This window comes from Sporomusa aerivorans (assembly GCF_041428895.1).
Classification (GTDB): Bacteria; Bacillota; Negativicutes; order Sporomusales; family Sporomusaceae; genus Sporomusa; species Sporomusa aerivorans.
This window is the reverse complement of the sequence record NZ_CP156926.1, coordinates 5224264-5248165: the sequence shown is the minus strand read 5'-3', so window position 1 is coordinate 5248165 and position 23902 is coordinate 5224264. Positions and strand designations below refer to the sequence as shown.

Annotated in this window: 23 protein-coding genes; 7 read left to right on the top strand and 16 right to left on the bottom strand. The window is 50.2% G+C overall.

All coding sequences use genetic code 11. The features are described 5' to 3' along the window. Positions 1-31 precede the first annotated feature (31 nt). Complete coding sequence (locus SATMO3_RS25135; RefSeq protein ID WP_371372837.1) at positions 32-1450, top strand: hypothetical protein; 1419 nt, start codon at positions 32-34, stop codon at positions 1448-1450. Between the two features lie 128 nt (positions 1451-1578). Here SATMO3_RS25135 and SATMO3_RS25130 read toward each other — a convergent pair whose 3' ends face one another. Continuing rightward, entirely contained in the window at positions 1579-2475 is an 897-nt protein-coding gene (locus SATMO3_RS25130; protein WP_371372835.1) for a LysR family transcriptional regulator, read from the bottom strand. Positions 2476-2691: 216 nt separating this feature from the next. Here SATMO3_RS25130 and SATMO3_RS25125 point away from each other — a divergent pair, with 216 nt between their 5' ends. Next, positions 2692-4290, top strand: a complete 1599-nt coding sequence (locus SATMO3_RS25125; protein ID WP_371372833.1) for a sigma-54 interaction domain-containing protein — start codon at positions 2692-2694, stop codon at positions 4288-4290. Positions 4291-4370: 80 nt separating this feature from the next. Here the strand turns inward: SATMO3_RS25125 and aldA are convergent, their stop codons facing one another. Next, complete coding sequence (gene aldA, locus SATMO3_RS25120) at positions 4371-5819, bottom strand: aldehyde dehydrogenase (RefSeq protein WP_371372831.1); 1449 nt, start codon at positions 5817-5819, stop codon at positions 4371-4373. A gap of 267 nt (positions 5820-6086) precedes the next feature. Between aldA and SATMO3_RS25115 the strand changes: the two genes are divergently transcribed. Continuing rightward, complete coding sequence (locus SATMO3_RS25115; protein WP_371372829.1) at positions 6087-6455, top strand: hypothetical protein; 369 nt, start codon at positions 6087-6089, stop codon at positions 6453-6455. A gap of 61 nt (positions 6456-6516) precedes the next feature. Here the strand turns inward: SATMO3_RS25115 and SATMO3_RS25110 are convergent, their stop codons facing one another. From SATMO3_RS25110 to SATMO3_RS25085, 6 genes are read right to left on the bottom strand one after another with little or no spacing between them, the layout of a single operon-like run. Continuing rightward, complete coding sequence (locus SATMO3_RS25110) at positions 6517-7386, bottom strand: CoB--CoM heterodisulfide reductase iron-sulfur subunit B family protein (protein WP_371372827.1); 870 nt, start codon at positions 7384-7386, stop codon at positions 6517-6519. Beyond that, entirely contained in the window at positions 7386-8333 is a 948-nt protein-coding gene (locus SATMO3_RS25105) for a succinate dehydrogenase/fumarate reductase iron-sulfur subunit (RefSeq protein WP_371372825.1), read from the bottom strand. The genes SATMO3_RS25110 and SATMO3_RS25105 overlap by 1 nt, the downstream gene beginning before the upstream one ends. Further along, positions 8333-10045: an FAD-binding protein gene (locus tag SATMO3_RS25100; protein ID WP_371372823.1), complete on the bottom strand. Its 1713-nt coding sequence runs from the start codon at positions 10043-10045 to the stop codon at positions 8333-8335. The genes SATMO3_RS25105 and SATMO3_RS25100 overlap by 1 nt, the downstream gene beginning before the upstream one ends. A 39-nt stretch (positions 10046-10084) precedes the next feature. After that, a complete protein-coding gene (locus tag SATMO3_RS25095; protein ID WP_371372821.1) occupies positions 10085-10675 on the bottom strand; it encodes a Fe-S-containing hydro-lyase in 591 nt (196 codons plus the stop codon). Then, entirely contained in the window at positions 10656-11501 is an 846-nt protein-coding gene (locus SATMO3_RS25090) for a fumarate hydratase (RefSeq protein WP_371372819.1), read from the bottom strand. Before SATMO3_RS25090 ends, SATMO3_RS25095 begins: the two co-directional genes overlap by 20 nt. Positions 11502-11548: 47 nt before the next feature. Further along, entirely contained in the window at positions 11549-12952 is a 1404-nt protein-coding gene (locus SATMO3_RS25085; protein ID WP_371372817.1) for an anion permease, read from the bottom strand. Between the two features lie 144 nt (positions 12953-13096). Between SATMO3_RS25085 and SATMO3_RS25080 the strand changes: the two genes are divergently transcribed. Beyond that, positions 13097-14011 (top strand): LysR family transcriptional regulator, encoded by a 915-nt coding sequence (locus SATMO3_RS25080; RefSeq protein ID WP_371372815.1) that lies wholly within the window; start codon positions 13097-13099, stop codon positions 14009-14011. A gap of 68 nt (positions 14012-14079) precedes the next feature. Next, positions 14080-14853 (top strand): DUF3794 domain-containing protein, encoded by a 774-nt coding sequence (locus SATMO3_RS25075; protein ID WP_371372813.1) that lies wholly within the window; start codon positions 14080-14082, stop codon positions 14851-14853. A 151-nt stretch (positions 14854-15004) separates the two neighbouring features. On the opposite strand, the gene SATMO3_RS25070 is transcribed toward SATMO3_RS25075, so the two are convergent. From SATMO3_RS25070 to SATMO3_RS25060, 3 genes are all read right to left on the bottom strand, one after another. Continuing rightward, the gene (locus SATMO3_RS25070; RefSeq protein WP_371372811.1) at positions 15005-15292 is read right to left on the bottom strand and encodes a hypothetical protein; all 288 of its coding nucleotides are present in this window, start codon (positions 15290-15292) and stop codon (positions 15005-15007) included. Between the two features lie 41 nt (positions 15293-15333). Continuing rightward, positions 15334-15666 carry a cupin domain-containing protein gene (locus SATMO3_RS25065; RefSeq protein ID WP_371372809.1) on the bottom strand — a complete coding sequence of 111 codons (333 nt, stop codon included), beginning with the start codon at positions 15664-15666 and terminating at the stop codon, positions 15334-15336. A gap of 513 nt (positions 15667-16179) precedes the next feature. Beyond that, a complete protein-coding gene (locus SATMO3_RS25060; RefSeq protein WP_371372807.1) occupies positions 16180-17271 on the bottom strand; it encodes a DUF3231 family protein in 1092 nt (363 codons plus the stop codon). Between the two features lie 236 nt (positions 17272-17507). Here SATMO3_RS25060 and SATMO3_RS25055 point away from each other — a divergent pair, with 236 nt between their 5' ends. Both SATMO3_RS25055 and SATMO3_RS25050 read left to right on the top strand, forming a co-directional pair. Then, positions 17508-18257: a peptidase C39 family protein gene (locus SATMO3_RS25055; protein WP_371372805.1), complete on the top strand. Its 750-nt coding sequence runs from the start codon at positions 17508-17510 to the stop codon at positions 18255-18257. A 157-nt stretch (positions 18258-18414) separates the two neighbouring features. After that, positions 18415-18939, top strand: a complete 525-nt coding sequence (locus SATMO3_RS25050) for a CBO0543 family protein (protein WP_371372803.1) — start codon at positions 18415-18417, stop codon at positions 18937-18939. A gap of 35 nt (positions 18940-18974) precedes the next feature. Here the strand turns inward: SATMO3_RS25050 and SATMO3_RS25045 are convergent, their stop codons facing one another. From SATMO3_RS25045 to SATMO3_RS25025, 5 genes are all read right to left on the bottom strand, one after another. Continuing rightward, a complete protein-coding gene (locus SATMO3_RS25045; RefSeq protein WP_371372801.1) occupies positions 18975-19397 on the bottom strand; it encodes an EamA family transporter in 423 nt (140 codons plus the stop codon). Between the two features lie 109 nt (positions 19398-19506). After that, positions 19507-20748 (bottom strand): ABC transporter permease, encoded by a 1242-nt coding sequence (locus SATMO3_RS25040; RefSeq protein WP_371372799.1) that lies wholly within the window; start codon positions 20746-20748, stop codon positions 19507-19509. Continuing rightward, positions 20723-21421 carry an ABC transporter ATP-binding protein gene (locus SATMO3_RS25035; protein ID WP_371372797.1) on the bottom strand — a complete coding sequence of 233 codons (699 nt, stop codon included), beginning with the start codon at positions 21419-21421 and terminating at the stop codon, positions 20723-20725. The genes SATMO3_RS25040 and SATMO3_RS25035 overlap by 26 nt, the downstream gene beginning before the upstream one ends. A 17-nt stretch (positions 21422-21438) precedes the next feature. After that, complete coding sequence (locus tag SATMO3_RS25030) at positions 21439-21963, bottom strand: hypothetical protein (protein ID WP_371372795.1); 525 nt, start codon at positions 21961-21963, stop codon at positions 21439-21441. A gap of 32 nt (positions 21964-21995) precedes the next feature. Further along, positions 21996-23810, bottom strand: a complete 1815-nt coding sequence (locus SATMO3_RS25025) for an alkaline phosphatase (protein ID WP_371372793.1) — start codon at positions 23808-23810, stop codon at positions 21996-21998. Positions 23811-23902: the final 92 nt, after the last annotated feature.

Genomic DNA, 23902 nt, shown 5'->3' with positions numbered 1-23902 from the left:
GGATACTATCGTCGCCGGACAGGAGGGTACTATGAAGGAGCGGTTTGAGAATGCGGTGCGGGAGCGGGATTATACCCCCGGCGTCCTGACCTTCGGCGAATGTATTGAGTTAGCAAGTGATCTACAGGTGCGGGTAAGTGACATCATTATTCAGGAAACCATGACAACCGAGCAAATGACGCGGGAAGAAGTAACTTCGGCGATTATGGCCAGTTTCAGTCACAACCTGTATGCTATGGAAATTGGCCTGACATCAGGGAAAAGCCTGGTAATGGGGACTGTGGGGCAAGATCTGGCCGATGAGGAAGTATGTTTGATCGGCGACCGGTTTGTCAACAAAGTCCTAAAGTATACCCTCAGCGCCCAGGTCGGCAATCATGTCATCGGTCTGATGCCCTGCGCCGGTACCGGCGATGCCTGCGTGTATACCGGTCTGATAAAGACTCTGCTGGATTTACGGGGCAACAATCAGGATACGGCCAGCCTGGCGGCATTGATGTTGAAACTGGGGGGTATTTTCCGGGCGGGAAAATCAACGTCCGGCTGCAATATGGAAGGGCTGGGCGCCGGGGCGGCCGTTACGGCGGCCGTAGTTGCCGAGATGCTGGAGGCAACACCCCGGCAAGTGGGCCAGGCGGTTGTGTTAGCCTTGTCGCCCACGATTGCCGGCCCCTGTACGCCACAGGTCATGGTGGCCGGTTTGTGCGCCGCGCACTTGGGCGGCGGGGTGCTGACCGGGTATCTGGCAGCCAATCTGGTTGTCAAGACGACCATTCCGGTAACGGTGCCGCCTGATGTAATGATCGCCCTGGCGGCTGCGGTTCACCCTCTGTCCGCCAAACATATTGTCCCGGCGGTTACAAAATATATGGAGCCGTTTTATAAGAAAAATGCCGCAGTGGAGCAGTACATTGATATTCTGGTAAAGAATGAGGACGTAGCGCGCGTTGACAACACTCTGGCTGAGATCCGCCAGGAGGCCAGAGGGCTTGCGGCAAAGACAAATTCCATTATTAAGCCTTTCGGGGAAGCTGTTGTCGGCGGCAGCAGCCAGGCGGTGGGTTCGCCGGCCAATGCCGCCAGAATTGCCCACGCGCTGGTTAAGGGCGACATTACCGGCATAAAAATAGAATTGTATTCGGAACTGTTCGCCAGGCGCGGGATTACGATTCCCGGTATATTAATGGCGGCCGTGTATGGCGCTGCTGCCGACAATTCCACTTTATACCGGAGAATCATGGATGATGTGCTGGCAAGTAATTTGACAATAGAGATCTTCGAAGTAAATGAGCAGCACATGCAGCGCATTACCATTTATGCCACCGAAAAAGGTGCCATGATTGCAACGCTAAACCGGGGCGGGGGATGCTTGGTTATAAAAAAAGCGGTGCCGTCGATAGCAGAAGCCAAAGCAGCGGCCCGTAAGCTGAACATTGAGGTTGTGGCGTAATTTTGACGGCAGGGTACAGAACATCCAGCTATTGTATAGAGAAAAACGCAGAAAAAGCGAAATCAGGGTCAGCTTCCGCGTAGAAATAGCAGAGGCAGACCCTGATAAATTATATAAATTAAGAACCCTTAAAAATCAGGCGGCTTATGCGTTGCTAGCCAGGACTTGGTGCATTCAATGAATTTTTTGGCGGCAGGTGAATTGTTTCTTAAGGAGTTTGTGGCAATGCCTATTGTCCGGTAGAAAGTTTGTTCCAGGCTGACGGCACGAACCGGCTCAGGCAGTTGGGTTAGCGTCATTTCCGGCAGAATACTGATGCCCAAGCCGTTTTTGACCATGGTAATAATGGCGCGAGCTTCTGTTACCTCATATTTTATCTTTAATTTTACGCTACGTTCAGCTAAGATGCGCTTTATTTCATCATAACTGCCCCATTTTGTGGCAATAAAGGGCTCGTCTTTAATATCCACAAAGGAAATGGACTCCTTATGCCCGAGAGGATGTTGATCCGGCAAAATACAAAGTAAGCTGTCCTTTTTGAGCGGCATAGTCTCATACAATTTTACGGTTGGCAGGGAGACAAAGCCAAAATCCACCGCGCCGTTGGTAATCCAGTCTTCAATCTCATCATAGTTGCCGTCCAGCAATTCGATATCAATGGCCGGAAAGCGGCTGTGAAACCGGGTGATAATTTCCGGCAGCCACTGCGTGGAGACGCTGGTAAATGTACCGATGCGGACCGTGCCGACATCCAGGCCGTTAATCGCCGCCACCTCATGGGTAAGCCGTTCATTATAGTGGAGAATTTCCCGCACATAGGCCAATACCCGTGCGCCATTGCTGGTTAGCGCGATGCCGGAGCGGTCCCGGGTAAGCAAAGGGAAGCCGAACTCGGTTTCCAGACTGGCGAGGGCGTGGCTAACGCCGGACTGTGACAGTTTAAGCAGGTCGGCCGCTTTGGTCATGCTGCCTGCATCGACAATCGTGCAAAAAACCTTGAACTTAAATATTGACAGATCAATCACCTCCTCTGCCCTTACATGATTTTTTTGCAAGCAACGCTTTACAAATATTCACTTTATCAATATAAAGTTTACACCTATACTATAGGGTAAGCAACTACTTTCGTTACAGATTGAGGGGGTTTTAGGCGGTTTTTCGCCCTGAAGATTCCCCGGGTGTAACTGCGTGTATTGCCGGGTGATGCATTTATAATTAAGCAGCAGCTTTAGGCGGGTGGAATGATGGATAAGAAAGAACTGTTAGAGCATCTTTGTTTATCGCTGCCTTTTATTGCCCGTATTACGGGGGGGTACGCCACGGTAACCGACCGGTTGGGGCGAAGGCTGAAAAACGTGGATTCACACGGACGGGAAATAAGCAAATATCAGGGAGAAGTTTATGATATTGCCAGGCAGGCCGGTGAAAAACAAATGCCGGTCATGGGGCCGTCCCAGTTTGTTGAGAATGCGGAAGCGTGGGCGATGCCGATTGGCGACTATGTGCTGTGCTGCAGCAATGTAGAGCGGGTGGAACGGGACAGCAGGCTGAGGGAAGCGTTGTCGCAGGCGCTGCCGATGATCGCCCGGGTTGCCGGCGGTGACGCGGTATTATTCGATCACCGCGGCGTGCGACTGGAAACCGCCGACCATACCGGCAAAAGAAGTGAAAAGCTCATCGGCAAAATCAGCCAGGCCGCTTATGAAGCCATTGTTACCCAGAAGCCTGTCATTGGCGAATCCATTGCTATGCAGGGAGTAACGGCGGTGCGCATCCCCATAACCGAAAAATACGGTCTGGGTTTTAATAATGAAGTGATGGTATCGCAAAAGCAGAAGCTGTTGGATGAGGTAAAAAAGTTTCAATATGCCCGCTACAGTCTTGCCGATATTATTGGTGAGAGCGAGGCCGTCCAAAAATGCAAGACCATTGTACAGTATGTGGCCCAGGGCGTTTCCTCGGTTTTGGTTTACGGCGCTACCGGGACCGGCAAGGAATTGTTCGCCCAAGCCATCCACAATACCAGCGACCGGCGCAACCGGCCGTTTATTGCCGTTAATTGCGGGGCTTTGCCATCCAGTTTAATTGAAGCCAATTTATTCGGCTATGTGGATGGTTCTTTTACCGGCGCCAAGAAAAACGGCAATACCGGCGTGTTCGAAGCGGCTGACGGCGGGACAGTTTTTTTGGATGAAATTAGTGAAATGGATTGGGATTTACAGGCCAAACTGCTCCGGGTTCTCCAGGAACGGGAGGTGACCCGCATCGGCAGCACCAAACCGATCCCGGTAAATGTGCGTATTATTTCTTCTACCAATAAAGATTTGGTTCAATTGATTGAAGAAAAGCGATTTCGCGAGGACCTGTACTACCGGATTAATGTAATCGAACTGCGCGTGCCTTGTTTAAAAGAGCGGACTAAGGATATCCCCCTGTTAACGAATTACTTTATTGTCAAGTACAATCCGCTGCTGGGTAAAAACATTTCCCAGGTGGCGCAAGCGGTTTATGACATTTTTCAAAGTTATCCCTGGTCGGGTAACATTCGGGAATTACAGAACTGTATTGAAAGTGCCCTGAATATGGTGCATGCGGAAGAGCGAACGCTGGAAGTTCATCACCTCCCTTCCAAGTTTTGTAACTCGCTGGCGGATAGATCGATTCCCCCAATAAGTCTTGAGGACAACCTGGCAATGGCTTTGCAGGAAGCCGAGAAGCAGGTAATTTTACGGGTGCTGCAGCAGGAGAGAAATAACCGCTACCGTACGGCCGGGCGCCTCGGTATTAGCTGTACGACCTTGTGGCGAAAAATGCGGGAAAATAATCTTTTGGCTACCTAGTACCGTGGCAATGAAAAAACGATCAAATCCCTCAGCAAGAAGGAGTTGATCGTTTTAGTTTCCGCCAGAAAAACTTGAAACTATTTAATATTTTGATTGTACTGCAGATACACAACATGAGTCTGGAGATATTCTTCCAGGCCATGTTTGCCGTCGGCGCCGCCAATGCCGGATTTGCGCCAGCCGGCATGGAAGCCCTGCATGGCCTCAAAGTTTTCGCGGTTGATATATGTTTCGCCGAATTTGATCTCTTTGCACGTCCGCATGGCTACATCAAGGTTTTGGGTATAAATAGAGGAGGTGAGACCGTATTCACAATCATTCGCCAGTTCGATGGCTTCATCCAGATCTTTGAAGGTGGTAATGGGCAATACCGGACCAAACGTTTCTTTCTGCATGATGGCGGTTTTTTGCCCGCAATTGGTCAGGACGGTCGGTTCATAGTGGAAGCCGCGCGCTGTTTCCGCCCGCTTGCCGCCTAAAATAAGCTTGGCTCCGTCGGACACTGCTTGTTTGACTGCCGCTTCAACCAGTTCCAGTTGCTGCTTACTGACCAGCGGCCCCATATCGATGTCCGGCTCGGTTAACGGATTACCGTATTTGGTATTTTTCATGGCGGCCGTTACTTTTTCAATAAACTTGTCGGCTACCGATTCATGTACATAAACTCTTTCCGCGCAATTGCACACCTGGCCGGTATTGATAATCCGGGAACTGCGAATAGCGGCGGCTGCCAGATCAAGATCGGCGTCAGCCATGACGATAGCCGGCGCTTTGCCGCCCAGTTCCAGGGAAACCTTGGTTACGTTTTCCGAGGCGGCCCGCATGATGGCAACGCCGCTGTCCACGCTGCCGGTAAAGCTGACCATACCGATTTTGGGATGACCGGCCAAAGCGTTGCCCACCGATGAGCCGGGGCCGGAAATCAGGTTGAATACACCTTTGGGCAGTGAAGTCTTGGCGACAATTTTAGCAAATTCAAAAGCGTTATTAGGAGTTTCGCGGCTGGGTTTGACGACGATGGTATTACCGGTTACCAACGCGGGAGCCATTTTTCTGGCGATCAGGAAGAAGGGGAAATTCCAGGGTAAGATACCGGCAATAACCCCAATCGGCAATTTAAAAAGAAATATATTTTCATTAGACCGGTCACTCTGAATAATCTCGCCTTCATAGCGGCGGGCAAACTCAGCCATATAATCAATGTAATCGGCGGTGAAATTAGCTTCCACTCTGGCCAGTGGCAGGATTTTTCCCTGCTCCTCGGCAATGGTTCGCGCCAGTTCTTCTGAATTCTCTCTAACGCCCCGGGCTATTTCCCGCAGATAGCCGGCTCGCTCAATGGCCGGCAGCTTCGCCCATGATTTTTGGGCCTGCTCGGCAGCGTCTACCGCGGCATCCACGTCGGCAACTGTACCTTCGGGAATCTCCGAGATAATTTCTTCAGTGGCCGGATTCATGACGGTGGTAGTCCGGCCTGAACGGTTGGATACAAATTCGCCGTTAATAAACATTTGATAGCTTTTCATCTGGAACCCTCCTCAGTCTTTTTGAGAATCAGGTATACAGTGTTGCTAATAATTGCTATTTGACAATAGCAAAAATAATCCTGCAAACATTTCCAATCATTCCTCTAATTGGCAAATAAGTGCTATGATTCAGCGAATTTATATCAATTCAAGAAATAGATCTGGGTGCAGATAACGGCAGGCAATTGATAGTATAAAACTGCGTATTGTGCTATAATAAAAACAAAAATGTCGGACTAATGACATACGGGGGTGGGGAAAAACATTATGAGTGAAGAACGGTTTGGGCGGCTCGAAAACATGATGGCGCAGCTTATTCAAATGGTAGGCCATAATAATGCCGTTACCGAAGAGTTACGGCAGGACGTTAGCGGTTTGAAGCAGGATGTCGGAGTGCTGAAACAGGATGTCGGAGTGCTGAAACAGGATGTCAGTGTGTTGAAGCAGGATATGCAAGAGCTTGAAGCCAAAATGGAGAAAGGCTTTGCCGACGTTGTGTCCATGGTTCACTTGTTAGGCGAAAAAGTGGACAAGATTGAACTGACTCAAATTCACCACTCGGATATGCTCGATGTTTTAGCCACCCGTACTACCCGGCATGAAGCTGAAATTCAGGGGCTTAAGCGGGCGAAGTAACAGGTAGATAAGAAGACCGGCCACCATCTCAATTAAGAGAAGGTGGCCGGTTTTTATTCCGTTAGTTTGTTACTTTTACCTTGATTTGTTCGCGGCCGGCAATATGCATATTCATGCCAAGCTGTTCAGGAGACAAGCCGAGAGCCAGTCCGATTAACTGGGCAAGATGCAGCACCGGCATTTCCTGCTGGCAGCCAACCGCTGCCTGGCCTTCCGGCTGGTTCATGTCAAGTGACATCTGGCACAGCGGGCATGGCGTAACAATACAGTCGGCGCCGGCTTTGACAGCGCATTGGTTGGTTTTGCCGGTAATGCGGATCATATCCTGTTCAGCCGTATAGGTGGCATGAAAGCCGCAGCAATCCAGCCTTGCGGCGAAATCGACAGGCTGGGCGCCAAGGGCCGCAATGAGTTTTTCGAGAGACTGCGGGTTGGCGTGGTCTTCGAAATTCATAATTGCCGGCGGCCGGAGGATATGGCAGCCGTAGTAGGCAGCTGCTTTCAGTCCGCGCAAGGGTTTCTTGACAAGCTTTTGCAGTCGGTCAAGACCGAAATCGTTTATGAGGACCCAGAGTAAATGGGTGACTTCACTGGTTCCCTTATATTCCAGGCCGGTGGCCGACAGAATGTCGTTAACTTGTTTCTTCAGGCCGTTATCCAGTTTGGCTTTGGCGTTGCGCAGCATCAAGGTACAGGTATTGCAAACCGTTAACAGCGGCAAATTCATTTGTTCAGCCAGGGTAATATTGCGGGCATTGATGGCGGTTGCCGCCAGATCATCGACATCCTGCACATGGGAAGCGCCGCAGCAAGTCCAGCCGGGAATTTCGATCAGTTCAATACCCAGGGCTCTGGCAACTGCTGTTGTGGCGATATAGTTTTCTTTCGCCGCTCCCTCCAGGACGCAGCCGGGAAAAAATGCGTACTTCATTATTTTTCACTCTCCCTTACTGCCTTGAGAATGGCTGCGATTTGCTCATGACCTTTGACTTTCCTGGGAGAATGAAGCGGATTGAGTTTACCGCGGCGGAGGAGGCGCAGGGCGAACGGCAGCTTAGCCATCGATCCGAACAGGCCGATGGTTTTTACCGATAGCTTGGTTTCGTTCAGGCGGCCGGTATCCTCAATATCCTGCAGGAAGGCCAGGGCGTGACGGGCGCCGGGATTATCGGTATAGCCCATTTTGATCGACATCTGGCGCAGACGGGCGATATCAGAACCGGGGGCCAGGCCTTTCGGGCATTTGGTAGTGCATTCCACACAATGCAGGCACTTCCATAAGCCTTTATCCAAAATGGCTTTGATACGCTCTTTAGCTGATTTGTCACGGGTGTCGGCGACAAATTTCCAGACCTTGGAGTAGGTAAAAGGTTCCAAGAAATCTTGATTACCGGCGCTCAGTTTGGAACATTCAGAAGCACAGGCGCCGCACAGAATACAGTTGATTTGCGGGTTGATTTTTCTAAAATCGGCGATTTGCTGCCGGCAGCCTTCCTGGGCCTTGAACTCGTCTTTAGGCTCCAGCCATGCTTTCGCAGCTGCCAGGCGCTCAGCCTTGGCATCCCAGTCGACAACGAGGTCGCGAATCACTTTGAAGTTTTGTATTGGCTCAATGGTAAGCGCATCGCCAAAGAGTTCTAAAATGTTGTCCAGTGGTGTTTCACAGGCCAGAAAGGCCTGACCGTTAACCCGAATGGCACAGGCGCCGCATACGGCCGAGCGGCAGGCGGCGGTGAAAGCCAGGGTGGGATCAATGGTCTCTTTAATGGTAATTAAGCCCCAGAGCAAAGTTTTGCCCGGCTGGTGGGGGAAGGTGTATTCCTGCAGGTAGCTTTTGGCTCCGTCAAAGCGTTGAATTTTATATATTATCTGGCGCATCAATATTTCCTTTCTGCCGGCGGATATTTGGTGATAACTACTGGCCGGTAAGATATATTGTACGCCTGGCCTTCCCTGGACACCAGGGTGTGCTTCAGGAAGTTGGCGTCATCGCGGGCGGGGAAATCGGCGCGGCAATGGCTGCCCCGGCTTTCCTGGCGATGGAGAGCGCCGAGGACAACTGCTTTGGCCACGGCGAGCATGCTGCCGAGCTCGATATAGTTGACAAAGGCAGTATTGTAAAGCTTGTTTTGATCCGGGACCATAACATCCTTATATTCCTGAATAAGGCTGTCAACAACGGTGAGTGCTGCTTCCATTTCACTGGCGGTGCGGAAAACACCGACATTATTCCACATGATTTCAGCCAGCCGGTCGCGAATAGCGGCAGTGGACAGGCCTTTGTCTTTGGTAGTAACGGCGGTGAATTTGGTATTCCACTCCGCTGCGGCCTTTTCTATGGGCTCACTGGGGATTGCCTGACGCTTTCTGGCGCAGGCTACTGCGCCTTGTCCGGCAAATTTGCCGAAAGCCACAATATCAGCCAGCGAATTGCCGCCAAGGCGGTTAGCGCCGTGCACCGATACGCAGGCCGCTTCGCCGGCGGCGAAAACACCTTCTACGGCTGTCGCACAGGTGCGGTAGTCAATTACGTCAATGCCGCCCATGGAATAGTGACAGCTGGGACGGATGGGGATCGGCTGCTCGATGGGGTCAACCTGCTCAAAGGTAATTGCCAGTTCGCGGATTTGCGGCAGGCGCTCCAGGATTTTTTCCCGGCCCAAATGCCGGAGATCAAGCTGTACATAGGCGCTTAAACCCTGACCGCCAAAGCCCCGGCCTTCTTTGATCTCTGTCTCAATGGCCTGGGAAACAAGGTCACGGGTGGCCAATTCCATCTTTTCCGGTGCATAGCGGGACATGAAGCGTTCGCCCTTGTTATTTAAGAGATAGCCGCCTTCGCCGCGGGAGGCTTCTGACATCAGAATACCGGTGCCGGCCAGTCCGGTTGGGTGGAATTGCACAAACTCGGGATCTTTCACGGGGATACCCGCTTCCAGGCAGGCGGCAATGCCGTCGCCGGTTGAGGTAAACGGATTGGTGGTGCGCAGCCAGTACATGCGGCCGGCTCCGCCTGTTGCCACTACGATAGCTTTGGCGGTAATAGGAACAATTTGACCGCCCTTCATATCATAGGCGACAACGCCGCACAGTTTGCCCTCGTCGGTCACGATTTGCAAGAGATACCACTCAGCCAGTATTTTCACGCCATGTTTTAGACATTGCTCGTAAAGGGTGTGCAGGATAACATGGCCTGTTACGTCAGCGGAAAAACAGGTGCGGGGCGAAGAAGCGCCGCCGAAATTGCGCTGGGCAATGCGGCCTTCACCGTCACGGGAAAATGGGACGCCAAAGTAGTCGAGCTCCCGGATAGCGTCCGGCATATTGCTGATAAAATGCTCGATGGCATCCTGGTCGCCCAAATAGTCACTGCCTTTAACGGTATCAAAAATATGTTTTTCTATGGAGTCATTAGGATCGGCATTCTGCAGGGAGCCGTTGATGCCACCCTGGGCACAGCCGGTGGCCGAGCGGGTGGGAAACATTTTGGTCATCAGGCCGACAGACAGGCCTTCCTGACGGCCGGCCTCCAGGGCGGCCCGCATTCCTGAGCCGCCGCTGCCGATGACGAGTACATCAAAGTTAAGCATGGTTCACCTCAATAGTAAGTTTGTTACAGCAATTTTTTCCTATAGCTGACGGTAAGCTTTTTGCCCTTCCTGGTAGAAGTTGCGGCCGGTGCTGTCAATGGCCACAATGGCCGGAAAATCAACGACTTCCATCCGGGCCAGGGCTTCGGGGCCGAGGTCGCCGTAAGCCACGACTTCATAAGCTTTGATAGTCTTGGAGATAAGCGCGGCGGCGCCGCCGGTAGTAACAAGATAAACAACACCGTTTTTCTTCATGCTGTCAACGACCGCTTCAGAACGGTAGCCTTTGCCAATCATACCTTTCAGGCCTTTATCCAGGAGCAGGGGAGCATAAGGATCCATCCGCCCGCTGGTGGTTGGCCCGGCTGACCCGATCGGTTCACCCGGTTTGGCCGGTGATGGCCCAACATAATAGACCATTTGTCCGGTGAAATCTACCGGCAATTCTTCCCCGCGGTCGAGCGCTTCCACCATACATTTGTGGGCGGCGTCGCGGGCCGCATAGATTACACCGGTAATCAACACACTGTCGCCTGCTTTGAGTTTTTTTATTGTTTCGTCGGTAAGTGGTGTAGTGATACGAATTTGTTCAGCCATGTTCCTCTTCTCCTTACAGTACGACTTCGGCATGCCGGGTGGCATGACAGTTGATGTTGACAGCTACCGGCAGACTGGCAATATGGGTAGGAAACCATTCAATATTGACAGCCAGCGCGGTTACGCGGCCGCCCAGACCCTGGGGTCCAATACCGGTTTTATTAATAAGTTCTAACAGTTCCGCTTCCAGACTGGCGTAGTCCGGGTGCTCATTTCTTTTGGTTAAAGGGCGAATCAGGGCTTTTTTAGCCAGATATGCGGCCTTTTCCATGGTACCGCCAATACCTACACCGACGACAATTGGCGGACAGGGGTTTGAACCTGCATTTTCGATAGTTTCCACAACAAACTTCTTCACTCCTGCTACCCCATCGGCCGGAATCATCATTTTTAATGCACTTTTGTTCTCACTGCCGGCTCCTTTGGGAGCCAGGACTATTTTGACCCTGTCGCCGGGTACGCTTTCCACATGAATGATAGCTGGCGTATTATCGCCGGTATTCTTGCGGTTAAAAAGCGGCTCGGCCACGGCTGATTTACGCAAATAGCCTTCTGTATATCCTTTGGCAACGCCGGCGTTAATGGCTGTTTCCAGTGTGCCGCCTTCTATGCGGGCTTCCTGTCCCAATTCGACAAAGATGACGGCCAGGCCGGTGTCCTGGCACATGGGTTTGGCTTCGTCTCTGGCAATACAGGCATTCTTGATGATTTGATCGAAGAGTTCCCTGCCAAGGGGAGATTCCTCTTTGACTTTGCCTTCTTTCAGTGCATCTAAGACATCTTCAGCCAGATAGTAATTGGCGTCAACGGCCAGCTTGGCTACGGCTGCGGTGATTTGCTGTGCTTGAATTGTGCGCATATAATTACTCCTTTCCGTTTTGGACGACCGATATTGTTAGTGACTGATTACCACAGGCCAAGAATTTCCCACCACATGGAGCCTAAACCTACCCAGATAATCAGGTTTATGACAGATATTATAAATCCAAGTCGCCACCAGGTGCCTTGTTCAACATAGCCGGCGCCAAAATAAATGGGGGAAGGACCGGCAGCGTAATGGGTCAAAGACATACAAAGATTGGACATGAAAGCGAGCGCTAATGCCACCAGATAGGGCGGTGCCCCTGCAGCTACGGCTACGGCGATAAAGGCCGGATACATGGCTGTGATATGGGCTGTCAGGCTGGCAAAGGCATAATGGGCATAGAGGTAGACAATGGTGAGGACGATAAAGGCTTGCAACCAGGGAATACCGACAATGCTGGCGGCCATAGTTTTGGCAAACCAGGGAATAAAGCCAAGCTTAGCAAGGTAATCGGCAAGCCCCACCAGGGCGCCCATCCAGACCAGTGTGTCCCAGGCGCCTTTTTCATCAAGGACATCCTTCCATTCCAATACCTTGGTGGCCAGCATGACAACAACGGCTAAGAGGGCAACAACGGTAGCATCCAGTTTAGTATATTGCGAAGTGCTCCAGAGAAGCAGAGCGCCAACAAACACCGCGGCGACGATTTTTTCGCCCAATGACATCGGACCCATGGCGGTAAGCTCTTTTGCCGCCAGAGCTTTAGCCTCTGGCGTCTTCTTAATCTCGGGCGGGTAGAATTTGTACAAAAAGTAAGGTACAACAAGAATGGAAATAATACCCGGGACGACAGAAGCTAAAGCCCATTGACCCCAGCTAAGCTGGATGTTCAGCGTTTTGGCGGCAAGTAAAGCGATCAGCGGGTTTCCGGCCATGGAGGTCATAAACATAGCCGAGGTAATAGTATTACCCTGATAGGCCGTCTGCATAAGGTAGCTGCCTACCCGGCGGGCGGTGGGGCCTGGTTCGGATTCAAAGGCGGTACAGAGACTGCGGACAATTGGAAAGAGAATACCACCGGCGCGGGCCGTATTAGACGGAGTGGCCGGACTGATAATCAGATCGCTCAATACCAGTGTGTAACCCAGTTTTAAGGTGCTGTCGCCAATAGCTTTAATCAGCAAAAAGGCGATCCTGCGGCCCAAGCCGGTTTTGATAAAGCCTTTTGCGAACAAAAAGGCGGCAACTATGAGCCAGATTGTGGTGTTGGAAAAACCGCTGATGGCTTCCGCCGGTTTTAACACACCGGCAAGAGCTGTAAAGGTCACACTGGCAAGCGCCACCGCACCAATGGGCAATGGTTGCAGAATAAAACCGAAAATTGTAGCAACAAAAATTGCCACTAACTGCCAGGCTTCCGGTTTAAGCCCTGAGGGTACGGGGAAGAACCAAATGGCTGCGCCTAAGGCAATCGTTGCCAAGGCTTTTGCAACATTACTGCTCAAAGGGAAATCTCCTTTCTGGTTTCAATTTTTTAGACGATTTTGATAATACGCCCTGTTTATACTTTAGCACTGGCGCATAAGGAAGCAAAATATCAAAAATCTATGGTACAATAGGTAGTAACTATTGCTATGGGAGGGTCTGCGGTGGAATTGCGTCAACTTGAATATTTTCAGGCAGTAAGCCGTTTGCAGAATTTTACGCGCGCTGCCGAGGAACTGCATGTAGCCCAGCCATCAATCACCAGCTCGATACAAAAACTTGAGGAAGAACTTGGTGTGACTCTTTTTGACCGCAGCCAGAAAAAAGTCACCCTGACTACCGAAGGCGCGGCCTTTCATGCCCGGATTGATAAAATCCTGTTTGAGGTTCGCCAGGCGATAGAGGAAATGGACGATTTTCGCAAGTTAAACAAAGGGACAATTAGCTTTGCCGCGCCGCCGATGATTGGTGCTTATTTGTTTCCGGACATTTTTAATCTCTTTAAGTCAATGCACCCCAATTTAGACCTGGTGGTGTACGAGGAAGGGTCTTTAGCCGCCCGAATGATGCTGGAAAAGGAAGAACTGGACCTGGGGATGATTATTCTGCCGGAGAATCCAACCGTGCTTAACACCATTCCGATTACCAGGGAAGAGATCGTGCTTTGCCTGTCGCCCGGTCATCCGCTAAGTACTGCTCAGGCGGTGAGTTTCAGCCGGCTTAAAGAGGAATCCTTTGTTCTTTTAAAAGAAGAATTCTTTCACCGGCGGCTGGTGCTGGAGGAATGCGCCCGCCATGGTTTTGCCCCGCGCATTGTTTTTTCCTCCAACCAGATTGAAACAATCAAGGCCATGGTAGCCAGTAATGTCGGCATTTCTTTTCTGATGGACATGGTTGTCCGCAGCAACCCTAAACTGGTAGGCGTACCCTTGGCTGAGCCACTGTCCATAACGATCGGGCTCGCCTGGAAGAAAGGAAAATACTTGTCAAAGGCCGCCCAGGCGTTTATTGACTTTATTGTGGCTTATACCCGGTCGCCCAGTTTCCGGGGGGCGGGGACAAAAGCAAAGAAAGTATAACGGAGAATTGTGTCTTATTTCTCTCTTTTGCATATATATGTTATAAGACGCGCGAGAGGGGGGGAATAATGACACATATAGAACCGTGGGATCGGCCCAATTACTGTACCGCCGGGGCCAGCGCCGGTCCAAAAACCATCATGGTACAGCAGGTGCTGGGGGAAAGAGAAGTCCAGAAATCGCTGGATATTCATGTGGTTGTACCGCGTCATAAACCGGCCATTGAGCAAATTGTCGATGTATTTGTTAAGAGGCTGTGCATTACCAGTGTGGATGTTATACCTAACAAAGTCATTGTCAGAGGCCAATTTGAAGTAAAGGCCTTGTATGTGGCTTGCAGGCCCCGGCATCCAGTCCACGCAGTCGAAGTATGGCCTATCAGATTCACTGCTTATGCCGATATTAGAGGCGTGCGGCGGGGCACGGACGCCGATGCCAGTGTAATGGTAGAGTTTGTTGATTATGATTGTGATGAACATACCCGCGCATACTGGCATAAAAAGAAGAGCCACGACCATGACTGGCATGACGATTACGATGACTGTGATGATGATTGGGATTATGATGATTGTGACGATGATGATTGCGACGACTGCGATTGTCATGACGAATGCCATCATAAACATAAGCCTCACAAAAAACATAAGTGTAAACCCGACTGTGATGATGACTGCGATTGCGATCACGATTATCACCATTGTAAACCGCACAGGCCGCGCCGCCGTACCCGCCGGTTTGATGTATCGGTGGTGCTGCGAATCACTGTAAAAGCTATGACTGAACGCGAAGTCACGCTGTATCAGGGGTATCCGGGCGGATTACCGGCGAAGCCCAAAGGATAATCGAATTCAATGAGGATACTGCCGGTTTTTGCGCCGGTTGGAGGCTTTGCGGCTTATTCCTAAGGAAGGTTTTTCAAATAGAAGCAGCCATACTCCGTTTTCGGAGTATGGCTGCTTACTACTTTGCTGTAGCGGCCAAGCAATGGCTCAACTACCGCACAAGGACACTGATTTTATTGATAAAATCCTGAAAGCTGATACCATCAATACAAAAGTTTGCGGCAAAGTCCTGCGGGGAATCGAAACACTGGGCGAAATCCGGCTTGTTATACCCGCTGACACACAGTTGATTATCATAGTATGTGACCACATACTTTTGCCCGCGGTATTCGAAGATCAGCTCCTCGTAGGTATTAATATCCTCATAAAAATCTTCGACAGATTTATAGGTGTCCGGCAGAGCTTGCTGGGTGCTGGTTTTTAATTTGATGACAACCAAGGTATTAACCTCCTGCGTTAGCTATTGTTCTTAGTCGTATCCTATCGCTTTACTTTATATCTTGCCTTTTGGTCAAAGTAGGTCATGTCGGCGTAACCGGCGTATATTTTTCCGGAATGAGCCGCACCTTCGGGGATAAAATACCGGTCACCCTTAGTGAAGGTTTGTTTTTGGCCGTCAATTATCAGGTCAATTTTTCCCTCCAGGACAATACCCCATTGTCCTTCGTGCGCATGCTCAGGCAAGTCAACATCTTCACTAAACTCCATAAAGATAATCTGGTGTGTCTCGCTCTGGGAAAGATAAGCTGTGATCCCTTTTAGCGGAATATCTGCTTCCGGTAAGTTTCTTATTGGCTGGGGAAAGATAGGCACAGGAAAGTCCTCCTTTACGTCAGTTAGTATGCTCTTACATAATATATGAGAACAGCCGGGACGGTAAAGAGCCAATTCAACTTACAAATTTGAAAATTGGACTGGATGTACCGCAGGACCTACCGCATGATGATAGCTGTGACAATACAAAAAGAGTGGGTTTAACCCACTCTTAGCTGATTATCGCCAATTTTGACCAGTATTCTTTGCATCGGGTAATATCACCGGTTTTTCTGGCTTCTTTGCATTTTTTCATAGTAGAAACCTCCTAGCACTCTTCACCGCATTCGCATTCATCGTCAGCCTGACAAACTTCGCAAAGCCCGAATTCGCAAACTTCTTCGCAGTAGCATTCTACTTCTGAACAACAATTAAAGGTTACCATATATATCAACCTCCGGTTTAATTATTAATTGATAATGATTATCTATTTGATTTAATTATAAAACCATATTTTGGTTTTGTCAACCGGCATTTAATTATTTTTTCGCAATGAAAGGAACCGGAGTTTTGTCAGGTTTTATCCTGTTCATCTTTCCTTTTTTCTGGCAGAGGCTTCATTGCCGGCTGAGATAGCAATTTCTTGTGACCGGCATCAATTTCTTGTCGAGTCAGTTTCTGCATAGTCGGAGGCTGCTCTAGCCAGCCGTTCTTCACCATAAGATTAGAGCCTGCTCTGGAATAAATGCCTACCTGGAGTAAGATTCTCGTATATAGAAGGGTTAAATCGGTTCTGGGGCTGGCGGCGATTGCCGTGCCGTAATTGCCGAAGCCACCTGCATTTAATAAGTTAATATGAAACAGCATCATCCTGTCGGAAAAGGGTGATTCCGTAGTATTGCTTACCACTTCACTGTCATAACTTGGCGGTCTGGACACATCTTCCCGCGCTAATACATTATTGAACAGACCTATGAACTTTTCCGCAATAGCCTTGCCTCGCAGGCAATAATTTCGAATCTCACCGGACTTGGCAACCTGTGCAAGACCGGTAATAAAGGCTTTTCCTATGCCATTCGTCTCGGCATTGTTAAAGAGGTGAGTAATTTCCAGAACGGTTAGCGGTCGCCTTTTCCCAACAAAACCGGAGAAAAAGCTCATGTTTTTGACAAAGTCAACTTGTGGCGGAATAGAAATAGCAGGGGGACGGGAATATACGCCCTTGGCTAACGCCAATTCAGTGCATTGTTGATTTACCAAAACAAGCCTGTTAAGATAATGCTCAAAAAAAGCTTTGATATCATTACAGGTACTTTGGGTATAGGCCAAAGAATAGTTCTGCAAGGCGAAGCGGGACATATGAACTTCATAAATCATATAAAACTTGTCAGAGAACAGGCGGGGAGCAGCCGGCTTTATATCTTCAGCCGTGATCCCTCTGGGGAGAGGAATACTCTCCTGGCCGAACAGATCCGTGAGATAGGCTAGACTACACCCTGTCGAATCTAAGATATATTGGCTCAACGATTTCAGGTTCTCATCTTCGATATGGCTTACAAAATATTTGTGCGCATGATGGACCAGAGATTCAAGCATGTAAGTGCTCCAGAGAAACCCCAGCTCAACTGATGTAAGTCTGATACTGTTATGGCTATACCTGTTCATAATAATGCCTCCCGTTAGCATCGGCTGAGAAATAGAACTCCACAGTATAGCTTTCGAGGAGGTAGTTATATTTATACCAGAGCAATGCCACCCGGAAGCGTTCTGTCTATATGTGCCTGGGTTTTTTGCTATAGCGCAGTCGCAATTAGCAAAGCCTCCGGTCATTCCGGTTACTCTGTAACAATTCCTGGCTAAATATGGTATAATTATTCTAAAAAACAGAGAGGTGTACGAATATGCGCGCAATAAAAAAACTGCCGTATGGAGCTGGCCTTCCGGGGAAAATAAGATATGCCGGCCAATGGAAAATAGTTTTATTCTGTTTGGTCTTTTTTGTTAGTTTTGTCTCGGTCAGCTTCGCGGAAGAAGCTGTTTTACCGCTGCCTAGCTCAACGGGCGCCGCTAATTATTATGAAATGAAACCCAACCCGTACTTCGTGTCCCTGGGCGTCAAAGGATATCAGCAAACTACCGACTATACCTGCGGGCCGGCTGCGGCCATGTCGCTTATGCGTTGGTATAGTATCCTGAGCGACCAGGCCATGAATCCTACTACGGAGCTGTTGATAGCCAAAGGTATGGGTACAGGAGACATGCATTCCAAACATCCCGGTACCAATCCTCAGCAGATGGCAGCCTGGTTAAAGCAAAACGGCTTTGAGGTAACTCTTGGTTATAATGGCACCTTAGAGATGCTGCGGGACAACTTAAAAAAAGGAATCCCCACTCTTGTTGAATGGATTGACTGGGGCGGTCACTGGGTAGTTGTTACCGGTTATTATGCCGGCCATGAAGCGCCCGCCAAAGGAGTCGACACCATCTTCTTCGCCGATCCGGCCGTTCAGTGGACAACCGTCAATAACCCTGACGGGATATCTTCCTTCAATGCCTGGCGTTTCCGGGACATGTGGTTTGACGCTCAGTACTTTAAACCTGGTAATTTAGTGCGAAATGTATATATTGTGGCTGTCCCTAAAAAGATTTAGTCGGCCAAGAAATATTTTCTAAAACCGAGCTGCCTTGCTGGCGGCTCGGTTTTGTCTTAGTCTCTTGGAAGCTTTCAATACCGAACGGGTGCTGCCATTCTTTTTGGTTATAATAACACTGAATTAGTTTGAACGGGGGACACAGGTGTTGAATGCGTTGATATTTAGAATATTTTTACTGGCGTTTTTCCTGCTAGCTGCCCTAAAATGGGGTGATTGGAAAAACTGGCAAAAGTATTACCCGACAGTCCTTTTTGTAATGGTTCAGAATTTAGCAGCTGCTTTCTTTGCCTATCATCATACCCTCTGGCAATATAATCAGGATATACTGGTAAAAAGCTATACAACGGTAGAAATCCTTAATGCTTTTGTTTTATTACCAGCCGTGACCATTACTTTCCTATCCAAGCTGCCATTTCACAAGAGTACTGTTTGCCAATATGGGTATATAGCCTGGTGGGTAGTGATATTTGGCAGTCTGGAGTTCATTGCTCATTACATAGTGGGCAGTCTGTCCTACGGGAACGGATGGTCCTGGAAAGCGTCCATCTTGTTTGACGTTGGCATGTTTTCCATTATCCGGATGCACTATATCAGGCCGCTGTTGGCCTGGGTGATGAATTTGCTAATGATATCTGCAATCATTATTTTGCTGGATTTTTCCACCGGTCAGTTTAAATAATTCTTGTTATTTCCTGTGAGCGGATCGGATTTCTGTTAATATTTCATTAGAATCATTCCGGCTACAATTAAAATAGCGGCAATAACTTTATAAACAGATAATTTTTCTCCCAGGAACAGTATACCTAAAAACAGGGCAACAAGGGGAAAGGCGGAGACAATGGGAGAAACTCGGCTTACTTCACCGATTTTAAGAGCATAATAGTAAGCCAGCTGACCTAATAGTGCAGCAAAGATACCTTCTAAGCCAATGAAAGCAACATCTTTGACAGCGGCTCCGGCAACTAAATCCCACTGTCCTCTGACAGTAACCACAACTATTAAAAGCAGACTGATAAGCAGACTGCGGATGGTCAATGCCGTTAACGGCTGGAGGTTACCTAAGCCTAGCTTTCCCAGAATGGGAGCAACCCCCCAAAGTATCATTGCGATACCTGCAAATATATAGTAATTCATCATAATGCCACCTTTCGCTATGAATTATACTATATTGAATTATGATTTGGCTTAAGAAAATTACAGTATAACCAAAAAGGGAACTGCAAATTTTGTGCAGTTCCCTTTGGATTTATAAGTCCTGGGCAATCTCCCGCCGGTAGGCGGAGAACGCCGGTACAAGTCCGGCCAGTACGCCGAGGGCGCTGCCGCCAATTATAATATAGCCTTCGGCAAGTGTAAAGCCTGTTGTCAGGGCAATGGCTGTTTTGCTTTGCATGGTTCCCGCCAGCAGTGTATAGACAGCATGACCGGTCAGGCTGCCGGCCAGCACGCCAATCATAGTGAGCAGCGCTCCTTCGGCCAGAATTATGATAAAGATATCCCGGGCGCCGGCTCCCAGGGCGCGGAGAATGGCACGTTCACGGGTCCGGCTAAGCGCCGACCAGTACACCGACAGCGACATAATCACAAGACCCAGAGCGGTGATCACGGTTGCTGCCGTTGTGAGCACCTGCTCCCCCTGGCCTAACATGGCAAACAGCCGGACAATAATCTGAGCGGGAAAGACTAGCTGGGCGGCCGGTTCCCGTAGGAATTGCTGATACAGACGCATAGCCTCGCTGTAGCCTTTGGGTTTCACCAATATGGCGGTCACCGCATGTTCCTCTTCGTGGTTAGCTGCATCTACTGCTGCAAGGGATTCATGACCGGTTGTTTCTGCCTGGTGATGCTCGTGCTGTTCATGGGCTTGCCAGATACTGTCTATTGAGACCAATATGGCTTGGTCATACGGGCCGTTTACCGGCTGCAATACGCCTACAACCTGATACGGCTGGGCATGTTCATGTTCCTGGCTGCCGGCCAGCATACCATGCACCGACTTGAATTCATCCCCGGGTTTTAGCCCCAGGTCACGGGCCGCTTTGGCGCCGATCGCGGCTTCCCAGGGGCGGGAGAATGGGCGTCCTGCCGCCAACTGCAGCCATTCCTGCTGGTCTGCTTTGGGCTGATGCTGAAAAATACTGCTGTCGGCGCCGACGATGGCATAGCCTCGGTAATTATCGCCGAAAGCCAGGGGAATAGCGGCGGCTACTAATGGGTTGGCATTCAGTTTCTCCAGCACTGCGTGGTCAATGTTGCCAATCGGCGCATCCTGTAGAAACACAGTGTTTAGGACCAACTGATTGGGGCTGCCTTTGGCTCCGACGATGAGGTCGAACGGTTCGGTGGCTTTGACCAAGCCGTTGTGAATGCCTGTGGATAAGAGGGTAATGATAACCATCATGGCAATGGTGGCAGCCACCACAAACACGGTTAAGAGGTTCTGGACCGGTCTGGTGAACAAATTACGCCAAGCAATCATCAGCCGCATAACTGGTCACCTGCCCTTCGGGCTGTCGCAGCGGAATTATGCGCGGCAGCAGGCTCATTATTTCCCGGTCGTGGGTGGCTACCAGTAAAATGCTGCCGGATTCCTGCGCCAACTGTTGCAATAGCGCCATCGCTTTATTGGCATTAGCCTGATCCAGGCTGGCGGTGGGTTCATCAGCCAGAATCAGCCTGGGTTTATTGGCAACTGCTCTGGCGATGGCCACCCGCTGCTGTTCGCCGGTGCTAAGCTGGTGCGGCAGGCTGTTAAGCCTGTCAGCGAGGCCTACCTGGGCCAGCAGTTGTTTGCCCCAGGACCGTCTGTCCGGTTTCGGGACGGCGCCGGCAAAACTCATTGCCACCAGCAAATTATCCAGAACACTTAAGCCGGCGAGCAGATTCAGCTTCTGGAAAACATAGCCGACATGCTTGGCTCGCCAGGCGTCTCGCCAGGTCTCGGGCATGGCGGAAACAGCAATGTTGTCAAATTTTATCTCGCCGCTGGTTGGCGTGAGGAGGCCGGAGATGAGATGGAGCAGCGTAGTCTTGCCTGAGCCGCTCGGCCCGGTAAGCGCCACTTGTTCTCCGGCCTTAACGGTAAGCCGCTCGACAGCGACGGCCACCACTGTCTGGGAACCGTCGCGGTACTTTTTGCTAAGGCTGGCTAATTCCAACATAATCTCAGCTCCTTTTACTAATCGGCTGCTTCGACACTGTCGGCCGCGATGCGCACCAGACTGACAAAGCCGGTTTCACTGTCTGTTTGTTGTCCCAGCTCCAGGCGCCCGGTTACTACAATTGGTTTGTCGAAAGGCAGGGCTGTGACCGGCTGGGCCAGTTTGACCAGCACGATGTCGTCAGGCCAGTCAGCGTCAGTCGAGCAGAAAGGGCAGATGGACATAGGCACTTTGGTTAATACAAAAAAGTTTAACGTCGGTTTCAGGGGCGGGGCCATAAAGCCGCTCATGCGTACCTTTTTACCGTCGAGACTCTTGAGTTTAGGCGACAGTTCCAGTCCCAGTGCGGAAGCGTTGCTGTACATTTCCTGAAACTCAAGGGTCGTAGCTTGTTCGCCAAACCAGGACAGCCATGCCGGTGCTGCTTCGGCCCGGGAATAGAACAGGGACGATTCCCTGCAAGGAACCGTCCCGTTTTGGCCCGTCCAGGGCAGCACGGTCAGCAGCATGGCCAGCAAGATCAGGCCTATGCGTTTGATCATATATGCCTCCGGGATATTTTAGCCTATGGCTATTATTTTTGATTTTTGCGGCCGTCCAGGCCAAGGGCGCGGACAATGCCGTAGAATACTTCGGTATTATCCATAACCCCTTTGAAGTAATCGGCACCAGGACCATCGGCTGTCAGCGGCACATCATCGGCGGCATGGACTTCGGAGGGGTCGCTGGTAGGAATGTTACCGGTTCGCAGTTCACTGCCCTGCGGCGCCCGCAGCGGATTGGCTACAGCCTTATCGCCGGACATAACAGCAGGGGAAGTGGGAACTTCCTGAAAGCGGTAGTTTTCGTAGTAATCAGGATGGTTGGCATATTGAACAGCCAGGGTTACGCTAGGATTAGGATCATCAGGGAACCCGTCGCCGTCTCTATCAGCAAAGGTCGGCCAGCCGGCGTCGGCATAAATGCGGACAGCTTCGCGGCCGGTTTTGCCGTCGAGCTCATGATAGGTGCCGGTAATGCTGGCGCCATGGGCATGGTCGGCAACAACCACAATCAGGGTATCGCCGTTCTTCCGGGCAAATTCTTTGGCAATGCCGACGGCTTTGTCCATTTCAATGGTATCATAGGCAGCCCGCTGCCAGTCCAGTGTATGTAGCTGTTTATCGATAGAGGCGCCTTCCACCATGAGGAAGAAGCCGTTTTTGTTTTTGCTTAAGGCGTTAATGGCCGTTTTCGTCATATCCATAAGGGTAGGCTGATCGGTGAATTTGCCGAGAGCTTCAGGGTTCTTTGTTACTTCCCGGTCAATGTACACATTCATATTGTCAAGTTGAAAGAGGCCCAGCATTTTGTCAGGCGCACCCGCCTGTTTCAGTTCTGTTTTGGTAGTGGCCACGGCATAACCCAGGCCTTTAAATTCTTCAACTAAATTGCGATCATCGCTGCGCTTGGAGCCAGGCACACTCTTGGGCAAAAAGTGGCGTGAACCGCCGCCTAAAATTACGTCAGGCCTGTGCAGCGGATTGAGCATTTCCTGGGCGATTACGTTTTGTTCGCTGCGTTTGCGGGTATGGGCCAGCATGGCGGCCGGCGTGGCGTCGGTGATATTGGCGGTGGAAACGATGCCTGTTGCCATACCGCGAGTACGTTTGGCCAACTCAATAATGTTCTCCACTTTCGGGTCGTCGAAGGGGTCTTTGGTGCTGTCGGCATATACGCCCATGGCATTTACAGCACTCTTATGACCAGTGGCATAGGCCGAGGCGCTGTTAGCCGAATCGGTTACCAGGGAATCATTGCCGGAAGTGGTGATGACAGCTAAATTGGAAAGTTTATCCATTTCCAGAAGGTCGTTGTATTTGCCCTCCGTAATGCCTTTAGATAAAATGCGCGCCATTTGGCGGGCCTGCAGGCTCATGCCGTCGCCGACAAACAGGATGACATTTTTAGCAGGCTTGCTTATCTTATTAGCGGTAACATCATAATTTACCGTGCGTTTTTCAATCCCTTGCGCGGTTTTTACCGTTACCGCTACGGCAACCTTGCCGGCCTCTGCAAAGGCTACCTCATTGATGCGGTAGGTACTCATGTGATCCAGCTTGGTAACAGCCTGTTTTCCAAAGAATTTTTCAGCGGTTACACCATTTACCGTAACTTCAATGGCGGAAGCCGGAACCTGGGTTTTGACTTCAATGGCAAAGTCAAATTTCTGGCCGATGAGAAATTTGGCCCGGTCAATCGGCATAATGTTGATGGCCGGGGTTTGGGGCGCGTTGTAAGCGGCATACGATACTGTCATGCCTGACATGAACGATATTACCACCGCCAGTGATACCAGCACCCGGAATAGCCGGTTTTGGTTAATCGCATACATCCTGGGATTATACACTCGTTGTTACACCTCCGAAGTATTATAATGTGAACAAGTTCGTCCTGTCCCCATTATGCCATAGCCACTGGCAGGAAATGTTAATTGTCGGT